Source organism: Enterococcus italicus, assembly GCF_023743875.1.
Taxonomy (GTDB): Bacteria; Bacillota; Bacilli; order Lactobacillales; family Enterococcaceae; genus Enterococcus_G; species Enterococcus_G italicus.
In genome coordinates, this window is the sequence record NZ_JAMRVB010000001.1 from 180,867 (window position 1) to 193,819 (window position 12,953).

9 protein-coding genes, 2 pseudogenes and 1 CRISPR repeat array are annotated in these 12,953 nt (G+C 36.8%); of the genes and pseudogenes, 10 read left to right on the plus strand and 1 reads right to left on the minus strand.

The annotated features are described in order from the left end of the window. Positions 1 to 134: 134 nt before the first annotated feature. The 5 genes and pseudogenes from cas9 (at position 135) to NE257_RS00925 (ending at position 7,974) form a co-directional block, all read left to right on the plus strand. Positions 135 to 4,127, plus strand: a complete 3,993-nt coding sequence (cas9, locus tag NE257_RS00905; RefSeq protein WP_251885578.1) for a type II CRISPR RNA-guided endonuclease Cas9 — start codon at positions 135 to 137, stop codon at positions 4,125 to 4,127. A 2-nt stretch (positions 4,128 to 4,129) separates the two neighbouring features. Continuing rightward, positions 4,130 to 5,001, plus strand: a pseudogene (gene cas1 / locus NE257_RS00910) (type II CRISPR-associated endonuclease Cas1). Beyond that, the gene (cas2, locus tag NE257_RS00915) at positions 4,998 to 5,342 is read left to right on the plus strand and encodes a CRISPR-associated endonuclease Cas2 (RefSeq protein ID WP_251885579.1); all 345 of its coding nucleotides are present in this window, start codon (positions 4,998 to 5,000) and stop codon (positions 5,340 to 5,342) included. Before cas1 ends, cas2 begins: the two are co-directional and overlap by 4 nt. Continuing rightward, entirely contained in the window at positions 5,329 to 5,988 is a 660-nt protein-coding gene (csn2, locus tag NE257_RS00920) for a type II-A CRISPR-associated protein Csn2 (protein ID WP_251885580.1), read from the plus strand. Before cas2 ends, csn2 begins: the two co-directional genes overlap by 14 nt. A gap of 118 nt (positions 5,989 to 6,106) precedes the next feature. After that, positions 6,107 to 7,463: direct repeats of the CRISPR family, unit length 36 nt; unit sequence GTTTTAGAGCTATGTTGAATCGAATGCTTCCAAAAC. Between the two features lie 160 nt (positions 7,464 to 7,623). Next, positions 7,624 to 7,974 carry a DUF2200 domain-containing protein gene (locus tag NE257_RS00925; protein ID WP_251885581.1) on the plus strand — a complete coding sequence of 117 codons (351 nt, stop codon included), beginning with the start codon at positions 7,624 to 7,626 and terminating at the stop codon, positions 7,972 to 7,974. A 148-nt stretch (positions 7,975 to 8,122) separates the two neighbouring features. On the opposite strand, the gene trpA is transcribed toward NE257_RS00925, so the two are convergent. Beyond that, entirely contained in the window at positions 8,123 to 8,722 is a 600-nt protein-coding gene (trpA, locus tag NE257_RS00930; RefSeq protein WP_420871101.1) for a tryptophan synthase subunit alpha, read from the minus strand. 20 nt (positions 8,723 to 8,742) lie between these two features. Here trpA and hisF point away from each other — a divergent pair. From hisF to ilvD, 5 genes and pseudogenes are all read left to right on the plus strand, one after another. Continuing rightward, positions 8,743 to 9,231 (plus strand): annotated as a pseudogene (hisF, locus tag NE257_RS00935) (imidazole glycerol phosphate synthase subunit HisF); the annotation flags it as partial. Positions 9,232 to 9,243: 12 nt separating this feature from the next. Beyond that, positions 9,244 to 9,594 carry a phosphoribosyl-AMP cyclohydrolase gene (gene hisI / locus NE257_RS00940; protein ID WP_251885582.1) on the plus strand — a complete coding sequence of 117 codons (351 nt, stop codon included), beginning with the start codon at positions 9,244 to 9,246 and terminating at the stop codon, positions 9,592 to 9,594. Further along, positions 9,581 to 9,898, plus strand: a complete 318-nt coding sequence (gene hisE, locus NE257_RS00945) for a phosphoribosyl-ATP diphosphatase (RefSeq protein ID WP_251885583.1) — start codon at positions 9,581 to 9,583, stop codon at positions 9,896 to 9,898. The genes hisI and hisE overlap by 14 nt, the downstream gene beginning before the upstream one ends. Positions 9,899 to 9,940: 42 nt before the next feature. Further along, complete coding sequence (gene dat / locus NE257_RS00950; protein WP_251851109.1) at positions 9,941 to 10,813, plus strand: D-amino-acid transaminase; 873 nt, start codon at positions 9,941 to 9,943, stop codon at positions 10,811 to 10,813. A 444-nt stretch (positions 10,814 to 11,257) separates the two neighbouring features. Next, positions 11,258 to 12,949 carry a dihydroxy-acid dehydratase gene (gene ilvD / locus NE257_RS00955; RefSeq protein WP_007208988.1) on the plus strand — a complete coding sequence of 564 codons (1,692 nt, stop codon included), beginning with the start codon at positions 11,258 to 11,260 and terminating at the stop codon, positions 12,947 to 12,949. Positions 12,950 to 12,953: the final 4 nt, after the last annotated feature.

The window sequence follows — 12,953 nt, forward strand, 5'->3', positions numbered from 1 at the left end:
TAAAAGTTGAGTACGGTTAAACCTTATTTTAACTTGCTATGTTGAGTCGAATGCTACCAACAAATATAGTTTAACAAATATTTTTATTTTTGCAAGCGATTAATTTTAAAAATTAAATAGTAGGAGGGAAAAGAATGAAAAATGATTACACGATTGGATTGGATATCGGTACGAACTCTGTTGGCTATTCTGTTGTGACAGATGATTACAAAGTGATTTCAAAAAAAATGAACGTATTTGGGAATACGGAAAAGAAATCAATCAAAAAAAATTTTTGGGGTGTGCGATTATTTGAAAGCGGCCAAACAGCACAAGAAGCCAGAATGAAACGAACCTCGCGTCGAAGAATTGCGAGAAGAAAAAATAGAATTTGCTATCTTCAAGAAATATTTCAACCAGAGATGAATCATTTGGACAGTAACTTCTTTTATCGGCTAAATGAAAGTTTTCTTGTTGCAGACGATGCTAAATATGATAAACACCCGATTTTTGGTACTTTGGATGAGGAAATCCACTTTCATGAGCAGTTCCCTACTATTTATCATTTGAGAAAATATTTAGCTGACGGTGATGAAAAAGCTGATCTAAGACTCGTTTACTTGGCTATTGCGCATATTGTTAAGTTTAGAGGGAACTTTTTAATTGAAGGTGAATTGAATACTGAGAACAACTCAGTTATCGAGCTTTCCAAAGTTTTTGTTCAGCTATACAATCAGACATTAAGCGAGTTAGAAGGGTTTCAATTCATTGATGAGTCCATCGATTTTTCTGAAGTATTAACCCAGCAGTTAAGTAAGTCTGAACGAGCTGATAATGTTCTTAAACTTTTTCCAGATGAAAAAGGAACAGGAATCTTCGCGCAATTTATCAAGTTGATTGTAGGAAATCAAGGTAACTTCAAGAAAGTTTTCCAACTTGAAGAAGATCAAAAGTTGCAGCTATCAACGGATGATTATGAAGAAAACAATGAGAATTTATTAGCAATAATTGGGGATGAATACGGCGATATATTTGTAGCAGCACAAAATTTGTATCAAGCAATCTTATTAGCTGGAATTTTAACTTCAACGGAGAAAACAAGGGCAAAGTTGTCAGCTTCGATGATCCAAAGATATGAAGAGCATGCCAAAGATTTAAAGTTATTAAAAAGGTTTGTAAAAGAGCATATTCCAGATAAGTATGCTGAGATTTTTAATGATGCGACAAAAAATGGATACGCCGGATACATTGATGGAAAGACGAAAGAGGAAGAATTTTATAAATACTTGAAAACCACTTTTGTTCAGAAGAGCGGGTACCAGTATTTTATTGAGAAAATAGAACAAGAAAACTTTTTACGGAAGCAAAGAACATATGATAATGGTGTTATCCCGCATCAAGTCCATGCAGAAGAATTACGTGCAATACTGAGAAAACAAGAAAAATACTATTCATTTTTGAAAGAAAATCATGAAAAAATAGAACAAATATTTAAAGTAAGAATTCCTTACTATGTTGGTCCATTGGCGAAACACAATGAGCAAAGTAGATTTGCTTGGAATATAAGAAAATCGGATGAACCAATTCGACCTTGGAATATGAATGATGTTGTCGATGAGAATGCTTCAGCAGTAGCCTTTATTGAAAGAATGACGATAAAAGATATTTATCTTAACGAAAATGTTTTGCCTAGACATAGCTTAATCTATGAAAAGTTTACAGTCTTTAATGAACTGACAAAAGTATTGTATGCGGATGATAGAGGTGTTTTCCAACGATTTTCAGCCGAAGAAAAAGAAGATATCTTTGAAAAACTATTTAAAAGTGAAAGGAAAGTAACAAAGAAAAAATTAGAAAACTATTTACGTAGCGAACTATCAATATCAAGCCCATCAGTAAAAGGAATTGAAGAGCAATTTAATGCCAATTTTGGGACATATTTAGATTTGAAAAAATTTGATGAACTGCATCCCTATTTAGATGACGAAAAATATCAAGATACTTTGGAAGAAGTAATAAAAGTATTAACTGTCTTTGAAGATCGCTCGATGATTCAAAATCAACTTGAACAATTACCACTGAATTTATCGACAAAAACGATAAAAGCATTGAGCCGCAGAAAATATACCGGGTGGGGCAGATTGTCAGCTAGACTAATTGATGGAATTCACGACAAAAATTCTGGCAAGACGATTTTGGATTATTTAATTGAAGATGAATCTGATTCGTATATAGTAAATCGTAATTTCATGCAATTAATTAACGATGATCACCTATCTTTTAAGAAAATAATTGAAGACAGCCAAGCGTATAAAGAACAGCAATCTGCTGAAGAGATTGTTTCCGAATTGAGTGGAAGTCCAGCAATAAAAAAAGGAATCTTACAGAGCTTAAAAATAGTAGATGAGCTTGTTGCTATCATGGGTTACAAGCCTAAAAACATCGTGGTAGAGATGGCCAGAGAAAACCAAACAACAGGCCGTGGAAAACAAAATTCCAAGCCAAGATTGAAAGGTATTGAAAATGGATTGAAAGAATTCTCTGACAGTGTTTTAAAGGGGAGTTCGATTGATAACAAGCAGCTTCAAAATGACAGACTTTACTTGTACTATCTTCAAAATGGAAAAGATATGTACACTGGACATGAATTAGATATCGATCACCTATCGACCTACGATATCGACCATATTATCCCACAAAGTTTCTTAACAGATAATTCTATTGATAATCGAGTATTGACTACTTCTAAGTCAAACAGAGGGAAATCTGACAATGTGCCAAGTGAAGAAGTGGTCAGAAAAATGGATCGCTTTTGGAGAAAGTTGCTAAATGCCAAACTTATAAGTGAGCGTAAGTATGCAAATCTAACTAAAAAAGAACTAACGGAAAGTGACAAAGCAGGATTTTTGAAAAGACAGTTAGTTGAAACTAGACAAATTACGAAACACGTAGCGACAATTTTAGATTCGAAATTTAACGAAGATAGTAATAATCGAGATGTTCAGATAATTACATTGAAATCGGCTCTTGTTTCAGAATTTAGAAAGACTTTCAATCTTTATAAAGTGCGCGAAATAAACGATCTACATCACGCTCATGATGCGTATTTGAATGCAGTAGTAGCTCTATCTTTGTTGAGAGTATACCCACAGTTGAAGCCAGAATTTGTTTATGGAGAGTATGGTAAAAATTCCATACATGATCAAAATAAGGCGACTATAAAAAAACAATTTTATAGCAATATCACAAGATATTTTGCTAGCAAAGACTATATTATCAATGATGATGGAGAAATTTTATGGAATAAGCAAGAAACAATAGCACAAGTAATTAAGACACTAGGTATGCATCAAGTAAACGTCGTGAAGAAAGTTGAAATTCAAAAAGGTGGGTTCTCTAAAGAATCGATACAACCAAAAGGTGAATCTCAAAAACTGATTAGAAGAAAGCAGCAATGGAATACAAAAAAATATGGTGGATTTGATAGCCCAGTAGTTGCCTATGCTATTTTACTTAGTTTTGATAAAGGGAAAAGGAAAGCTAGATCATTTAAAATAGTTGGCATAACAATTCAAGATAGAGAAAGTTTTGAGCGATATCCAACTCTCTATTTATCAAAAAAAGATTACCATAATCCAAAAGTTGAGGCTGTTTTACCTAAATATTCTTTATTCGAATTTGAAAATGGCCGTAGAAGAATGGTGGCAAGTGCTTCTGAAACTCAAAAAGGAAACCAGTTGATCATTCCAGGACATTTAATGGAGTTATTGTACCATTCGAAAAAAATTATTAATGGTAAAAATAGCGATAGCGTGAGTTACATTCAAAATAACAAAGAGAAATTTAGAGAAATTTTTGAATATATTGTAGATTTCTCAAGCAAATATATTTCAGCAGATACAAATCTAAAGAAAATAGAAAAAATATTTGAAAATAATTTTCACAAGGCAAGTGAACAAGAAATAGCAAAATCGTTTATTAACTTATTAACATTTACTGCTATGGGAGCTCCTGCAGATTTTGAATTTTTTGGTGAGAAGATACCCAGAAAACGATATGTTTCCATAAGTGAAATAATTGATGCGGTTTTTATCCACCAATCGATTACTGGGCTATATGAGACAAGGGTACGTCTAACGGAGGTCTAGCAATGGGGTGGAGAACGATTGTGGTCAATACCCACTCAAAACTATCATACAAGAATAATCATCTTATTTTTCGTAGTTCTAAGCAGACAGAAATGATTCACTTGTCAGAAATTGATACTATTCTACTCGAGACAACAGATATAACCATTACAACGATGCTGATGAAACGAATTGTTGATGAAAAAATCTTATTAATTTTTTGTGATGATAAACGGTTACCTATTGCAAAGATTATGCCTTTTTATGGACGACACGATAGTAGTCTCCAGTTGACCAAGCAACTTACATGGGTTGAAGATATGAAAAGTTGGGTTTGGACAGAAATCATTGGTCAGAAAATTTTGAATCAAAGCAATCATCTCAAAAAAAGAGGACTTCTAGAAAAAGAGCAGGCTATTTTGTCGCTATATAACAATTTGCAAACTTATGATCCAACTAATCGAGAAGGACACGCAGCGAGAATATATTTTAATGCATTATTTGGAAATAAGTTTACTCGCAACCAAGAAAATGATATCAATGCAGCATTAAATTATGGATATACGTTACTAATGAGTATGTTTGCACGAGAAATTGTTTGCATGGGCTGTATGACTCAGTTTGGATTAAAGCATGCAAATCAGTTCAATGATTTTAATTTACCTAGCGATATCATGGAGCCTTTCCGTATAATTATTGACGAAATTGTGTTTGATAATAAAGATCAGGATTTTAAATATATCAAAACCCAATTGTTTGCTATTTTTTCAAACACATATATATAATATATAATGATAAAGAAATGTTTTTGAATAATATCATTAGCGATTATACGAAAAAAGCTATAAAAGTATTGAATAACGAGCAGAAAGGAGTTCCTGTATTTAGGATATGAGTTATCGATATATGAGATTATTATTAATGTTTGATATGCCTACTGATTCAGCAAGTGAAAGAAAAGCTTATCGTAAATTCCGTAATTTTTTACTCAGTGAAGGTTTTATTATGCATCAATACTCTGTTTATAGTAAGCTGTTGCTAAATGACACTGCAAACAAATCAATGATAGCAAGACTAAGAGAGCACAATCCGAATACGGGCTCTATAACAATTTTAACGGTGACTGAAAAACAATTTGCAAGAATGATTTATTTAAGTGGCGAAAGAGATACAGCTATTTCAAATACAGATACTAGACTAATTATTTTAGGAGAGAGTGAAAATGCTGAAGATTAACTTTACTCTTTTAGATCAACCAATTCAAATTGAGGATTTAACAATTTTAGTGATTGAAGATGTCATCATATTTTCTCAGATAATTAGGCAAGTATATCAATATGAATTAGATGGCGATTTTAAAATATATAATGATAGGTACGAATCACTAAAATCAAGTGAATTAGTAACTATTACAGATATTTTTGGATATGATATAAATTCTGCGGGGATTTTGAAGTTAATCTATGCAGATTTGGAAGATCAGCTGAATCAACAACCGGAAGTTAAATCGATGATTGACAAATTGACTTCCACAATAACCGAAATCATCAGTTATGAATTGATTGAAAATGAAATGGATTTAGAGTATGACGAAATTACTATACAGGAACTTTTTAAATCATTGGGGATTAAAATTGAGGTGAAGAGTGATACAATTTTTGATAAGGTAATTGAGATTATCCAAGTTTTTAAATTTTTGACTAAAAAGAAACTGCTAATTTTTATTAATGTGGGTACTTATTTAACGAAAAAAGAAATGAAATATCTAGACGAATATGTAAAATTGAATCATGTTAAATTATTGATGATAGAGGGACACAGAGTAGAGGGGATGCCACAGTATGTTTTAGATTCCGACTACTATTTGGATTTAGATTTATAGATAAATAATTGTTCCTTGACAATTGAATATTTGATAAAATTTACTGCATTCGATTCTGAAACTTTGCTAGAGTGAATAGCGCGATTACGGAACTTTGGAGATAAAAAATATCTGCGAGGTTTTAGAGCTATGTTGAATCGAATGCTTCCAAAACGCGAACAAAATAATCAACCATCTGTTGGAAGTTTTAGAGCTATGTTGAATCGAATGCTTCCAAAACTAATCAACAATACAACAATGTAAAGAGCCAGTTTTAGAGCTATGTTGAATCGAATGCTTCCAAAACTGATGTTGTTTGAGTTTGGAGTGGAATTATGTTTTAGAGCTATGTTGAATCGAATGCTTCCAAAACTAAAGCTTTTCGCACGAATGCAGGCAAAGTAGTTTTAGAGCTATGTTGAATCGAATGCTTCCAAAACGCTCATAAGCGGTCTATCAACATATATGCTGTTTTAGAGCTATGTTGAATCGAATGCTTCCAAAACACGTCTTGTTTGTTGATTGCGACTTAGGATGTTTTAGAGCTATGTTGAATCGAATGCTTCCAAAACACGAAAAAGTATCTATCCCAGTAGACTGTGGTTTTAGAGCTATGTTGAATCGAATGCTTCCAAAACAAGCATAACAACAAAACCCCATCTCTTTCGGTTTTAGAGCTATGTTGAATCGAATGCTTCCAAAACTTGCATGGATGTTTAGTGTGTATGCTGGATGTTTTAGAGCTATGTTGAATCGAATGCTTCCAAAACAAAAGAGCCCATCTATTGTGATTTTCAGCTGTTTTAGAGCTATGTTGAATCGAATGCTTCCAAAACACACTTCGTTGATTCGACCTGTTGTCTTTTGTTTTAGAGCTATGTTGAATCGAATGCTTCCAAAACCCCAACCGGATATAAAGAATCAAATACTGAGTTTTAGAGCTATGTTGAATCGAATGCTTCCAAAACCTTGCCAATCTTCTATAAGCATTTCAATTTGTTTTAGAGCTATGTTGAATCGAATGCTTCCAAAACAATCGATTGTCTACCAAGTTATCGATCAATGTTTTAGAGCTATGTTGAATCGAATGCTTCCAAAACCACAGTTTGCTAAAGATTTGGCAACAAAGGGTTTTAGAGCTATGTTGAATCGAATGCTTCCAAAACAAACGCCTAATTCAATAGAGTTGGCTCGTCGTTTTAGAGCTATGTTGAATCGAATGCTTCCAAAACGCGAACAAAATAATCAACCATCTGTTGGAAGTTTTAGAGCTATGTTGAATCGAATGCTTCCAAAACCTTGCCAATCTTCTATAAGCATTTCAATTTGTTTTAGAGCTATGTTGAATCGAATGCTTCCAAAACAATCGATTGTCTACCAAGTTATCGATCAATGTTTTAGAGCTATGTTGAATCGAATGCTTCCAAAACTAAGAGTACAGCGTTTCGGTTACGGTGTTAGTTTTAGAGCTATGTTGAATCGAATGCTTCCAAAACAAACGCTTCTTCCAGTTGCACACGTTGGTCGTTTTAGAGCTATGTTGATTCGAATAGTGTTTTCTATAGACTTGAATACATAGGCTATGTAAAATATCTTGTATAATCAATACAGAGGATAGAATCTCTGAGAATAATCACCCTCAAAAAGGAGAATAATATGGATTATACGCGTTTATACAATATGTCATTTGCATCTATTTATGATCTTTACCTAAAGAAAATTGAACGGAAAGAACGTACCAAAGAGGAATTGGATGCGGTATTGAGTTGGCTTACTGGTTTTTCAGATGAACAGTTTCAGACATTGATGACGGAAAAACGCACGTTAAAAGAATTTTTTGAAGTGGCCGAGATTCATCCTTTAGCTGGATTAATCAAAGGGAAAATTTGTGGTGTGCAAATTGAAGAAATTCAAGATCCATTGATGAAAAAAATTCGTTACATGGATAAGTTGGTTGATGAATTAGCTAAGGGAAAAAAGATGGAAAAAATTTTGCGCACGAAATAAAGATGCCTCGAGTAGGACATATTTAATTTTTTGCTACGAGACTGAATAAATAGCGAGACTAGTTACTACGACAAACAGCCAAAAAATCCAAAAGTTTGAGAACTGCTTCTGGATTTTTTGGCCTTTTTTATCTTATAGGCTCGGTTAATTAATGGACTAGTTCACCCGTTGCTTCGATGCCGTTTTCTTTCAGCGATGCGACGATAGTCGATCCGACGACTGCACCGTCACAGCAGGTGAGGAAGCGACGGACGTGTTCGGGAGTGGAGATACCAAAGCCGGCAAGTACGGGTATAGGGCTTTCTTTAGTGACTTGCCGTAAATGTTCGTCTAGGGAGTTTTTATAAGATTGTCCAGTTCCTGTCGTCCCGTTTACGGTCACGGCATAGACGAATCCTTCTGCATCTTTGGTTAACTGATGGATGCGTGAGAGCGGACTGGTTAACGAAATAAGTGGAATCAACGCTATCTTACTCGTTTCTAAGAGAGGCAAGATTATTTGGCGATGTTCGTAGGGTAAGTCAGGGATGATGAATCCTTGGACATCGGTCGTTGCAAGATCGGCTACCAATTGTTCCAATTCGTAACGAAAGAAGGAATTGGTGTAGCCCATGAGAATCAACGGCACAGGTGAATGAATTTCTTGTAGGGCGTGCACAATTTTTTTCAAGGTGGTTCCTTGTTCTCTAGCTGCTATGCCGGCTAACTGAATCACTGGGCCATCTGCAACAGGATCAGAAAAAGGCACACCGATTTCAATGGCAGTGGCACCGTTTGCTACGAGCAGGTGCGGATAAAGTCGCCATTAATTCTGCTGCCGTCCATCACCCTGAGCTCATCCAGCAAGGCGCCCAGAAATTTGGCAATCAGTGCATTGTCGTTGCCATTGATGTCAAAAAGGTGGGAGACTCTTGGCATGTTTTTGTGACAGGGGGACGAGAGGATACAGGCATCGATGCCATCGAATGGGCGAAAAAAGTCGTATCATTAGGAGCAGGTGAGCTATTGGTGACATCGATGGACAAAGATGGTACCAAGTCGGGCTATGATTGTGCATTGTATCAGGCGATTTGTGCGGCTGTATCTGTGCCAGTCATCGCTTCTGGTGGTGCGGGGAACGAAGCAGATATTGTCGAAGTATTCCAAACAACACCTGTCACGGCAGCTCTCGCCGCGAGTATTTTTCATTATGGAGAATTAAGTATTACCCAGACCAAACAAACATTAGCCAAAGCGGGTATTCCCGTGCGCTTATAAAGGAGTGAATGGATGAAGAGCAGTGAATTAGCATTTTCAAAGCAACATGGCTTACTACCAGTGATTGTCACCGATGTTGAGACGAAAGAAGTATTAATGTTGGCCTATATGAATGAAGAAAGCCTAGAGCGAACACTGGCTTCGGGTCAAAGGTGGTATTGGTCGCGTAGTCGCCAAGAACTATGGCATAAAGGTGCAACGAGTGGACATTTCCAATATTTGCAAGAAATGAAAGTAGACTGTGATGCAGACACCTTATTAGCGAGTGTCAAACAAATTGGTGCCGCTTGTCATACGGGGGCACACAGTTGTTTTTATCGAACAGTGACAGCGAAAAGGGGAGAGACAGATGACTGTAATTGAAGATGTATACCAAGAAATTTTGGCTCGCAAACAAGCACCGAAAGAAGGCTCATACACTTCTTATTTATTTGAAAAAGGTGTCGATAAGATTCTAAAAAAAGTAGGTGAAGAGGCTACAGAAGTCGTCATCGCTGCTAAAAATGATCAAACCGAATTAATTAGTGAGACCAGTGATTTGCACTATCATTTGTTCGTGCTATTGGTTGAAAAAGGGGTGACCTTGGACGAAATCAATCAAGAAATGGCTGCCCGGATTGGGAAGAAAAGTCGCATTCATGACCGTAAGACCATTGAAGAATATTAAAATCGAGCGCATAATGAAACAGATAGAGAAAGGGTGACTGTGATGAAGGTTTTACTGAACGGACAAATTATTGATCGATCTGATGCAAAAGTGGATATTGAAGATCGGGGCTATCAATTTGGCGATGGCATTTATGAAGCACTGCGAGTGTACCAAGGAAAACTTTTTACGTTCCAAGAACATATGGATCGGCTCTACCGAAGTGCCAAAAAAATTGATTTATTGATTCCTTATCCTCAGGAAATGTTTCATGGGTGGTTCACTGAGCTGATTGCTGCCAATCATTTGGACACCGGAATGATTTACTTTCAAGTGTCTCGTGGGGTGCAAGCACCACGCAATCATATCTATCAAGAATCTTTGACGCCAGCCATTATGGCAACTACGATGGCTGCACCACGTGATTTATCTGAACACTGCAAAGGGATTAAGACGATTACAGTTCCTGATACACGCTGGCTCCATTGCGACATCAAAAGTCTGAACTTACTCGGCAATCTAATGGCGACCAATCAAGCTGCAAAAGCAGGAGCGAAAGAAGCTATCTTCTACCGCTCGCCTGATACCGTGACTGAGTGCTCTCATTCAAATGTGTCCATCATCAAAGAAGGCGTCTTGATTACCCATCCTGCTAATGAATATATTTTAAATGGCATTACACGCCAAGTCATATTGTCATTGGCTAAGCAACTGAGCATCCCTTTTGAAGAACGGCCCTTTACCTTGGCAGAGTTAAAAGCAGCGGATGAAGTATTTATTTCGAGTATCTCGGCCGAAGTCACCGCCGTGGGTCAAGTCGATGACGTGACAATCGGAAATGGAAAAATTGGTCCAGTTTCTGAAAAAATCCTAACGGCCTTCACAAATGAAATTGAAAAAAATTGTGGAATCACGCTGCGATCAACAGCAAAATAAAATTTTCAATTAAAAATAGTTATTCCCAATTAAACGAGGATAACTATTTTTCTTTCTATAACTCGGATAAATTATTTATAGCCATTCTAATATATTGCCGAAGAAAACAAATATTTTGAGAGAAAGATTAAAATCATTTAAAAATAAAATGAAAAAAAGAGTTGACTTTGGTAGAAAGAAACTATAAACTGACAACAACTTACAAATTGACAGATAATTCAAACGTTAAAAAAGAATCCAGTTAGGAGCAGGGGCTATGAATAAGTATCCAAAAATTGAATCAGTCATTATCTTATTAATTAGCACCAGGGCTTAGAATGTTTTTCAGGTTTTTTACTGAGACAGTTCGAGTCCTATTCGCTTTTGATGGGATTCTGACTGACAGCATCCCACATGATTTTGTGGGATGCTTTTTTTGTTAAGTGAGGAAAGGAAGAGAGAGACATGCGAAGTGATCAAATAAAAAAAGGAATTGAAGCAGCACCTGCAAGAAGTTTACTATACGCAACCGGACACGTAAAAAGCGCACGAGATATGCAAAAACCATTTATAGCCATCTGTAACTCTTATATTGATATTGTGCCAGGACATGTGCATTTGCGAGAATTAGCCGATGTCGCAAAAGAAGCGATTCGTGAAGCAGGAGGGATTCCTTTTGAATTTAATACCATTGGCGTAGACGATGGGATTGCGATGGGACATATCGGCATGCGCTATTCATTACCAAGTCGTGAATTGATTGCCGATTCAGCGGAGACAGTCATCAATGCTCACTGGTTTGACGGTGTCTTTTATATTCCAAACTGTGACAAAATTACCCCAGGAATGTTATTAGCAGCGATGCGGACCAATGTACCAGCTATCTTTTGTTCAGGCGGTCCGATGAAAGCTGGGGTTGATCCGCGGGGACATACAGCGACACTATCGACGATGTTTGAAGCAGTCGGTGCCTTTAAAGATGGTCAAATGACGGAAGAAGAATTTAAAGCTTTAGAACAAAATGCTTGTCCGACATGTGGCTCATGCGCTGGTATGTTTACGGCGAACTCCATGAATTGCCTAATGGAAATATTAGGTATGGCCTTACCGGGTAATGGGACGGTGCTTGCTGTCTCGGATGAACGTCGTGATCTTGTTCGTCAATCAGCGTTCCATTTAATGGACCTAGTGAAAAAACAAATTAAGCCACGGGACATTGTAACCAAAGAAGCCATTGATGATGCGTTTGCGTTAGATATGGCGATGGGTGGTTCGACAAATACGGTCTTACATACGTTAGCCATTGCCAATGAAGCTCAAATTGATTACCGCTTAGAAGACATCAACGAGATTGCTAAGCGTGTACCTTACTTATCAAAAATTGCACCATCATCACAATATTCGATGCATGATGTGCATGAAGCAGGTGGGGTATCGGCGATTATCAATGAGCTAGTCTCTATTGACGGCTGCATCCACCCAGATCGCATGACTGTATCAGGTAAAACGATTCGAGAAAATGTCGCTGAAGCAACCATTAAAAATCCTGAAGTTATTCATCCAAAAGAAAATCCATATAGTCCAGTCGGTGGGTTATCAATCTTATACGGCAACATCGCACCAAAAGGAAGTGTCATCAAAGTCGGTGGTGTCGATCCTTCAATCAAGGTCTTCAAAGGAAAAGCCATCTGCTTTGGCTCACATGATGAAGCCGTTGCGGCAATTGATAATAATACCGTCCAAAAAGGACATGTGGTGGTCATTCGCTATGAAGGACCAAAAGGTGGTCCAGGTATGCCGGAAATGCTCGCACCGACTTCAAGTATTGTCGGTCGCGGCTTAGGGAAAGATGTCGCATTAATTACAGATGGTCGTTTCTCAGGTGCCACACGAGGAATTGCTATCGGTCACATTTCGCCAGAAGCAGCTGCAGGTGGACCAATTGCTGCAATCAAAGATGGTGATGAAATAACGATTGACTTAGTGAACCGTACATTAAATGTCGCGTTATCTGATGAAGAAATCACTGAACGCATGGATCAAGTACCAAAATTCAAAGCAAAAGTAAAATCAGGTTGGCTCGCACGCTATACTGCGCTGGTGACATCTGCTCATACAGGTGGTGTGATGCAGCTACCTGAGGACTTAATTGATTAAGGAG

What these genes read in the sequence shown, in the direction of transcription:
- csn2 (WP_251885580.1), top strand. Translation starts at nt 5,329, where the DNA reads ATGCTGAAGATTAACTTTACTCTTTTAGATCAACCAATTCAAATTGAG.
- hisE (WP_251885583.1), top strand. Translation starts at nt 9,581, where the DNA reads ATGACTGTAATTGAAGATGTATACCAAGAAATTTTGGCTCGCAAACAA.
- cas9 (WP_251885578.1), top strand. Translation starts at nt 135, where the DNA reads ATGAAAAATGATTACACGATTGGATTGGATATCGGTACGAACTCTGTT.
- hisI (WP_251885582.1), top strand. Translation starts at nt 9,244, where the DNA reads ATGAAGAGCAGTGAATTAGCATTTTCAAAGCAACATGGCTTACTACCA.
- dat (WP_251851109.1), top strand. Translation starts at nt 9,941, where the DNA reads ATGAAGGTTTTACTGAACGGACAAATTATTGATCGATCTGATGCAAAA.
- cas2 (WP_251885579.1), top strand. Translation starts at nt 4,998, where the DNA reads ATGAGTTATCGATATATGAGATTATTATTAATGTTTGATATGCCTACT.
- ilvD (WP_007208988.1), top strand. Translation starts at nt 11,258, where the DNA reads ATGCGAAGTGATCAAATAAAAAAAGGAATTGAAGCAGCACCTGCAAGA.
- NE257_RS00925 (WP_251885581.1), top strand. Translation starts at nt 7,624, where the DNA reads ATGGATTATACGCGTTTATACAATATGTCATTTGCATCTATTTATGAT.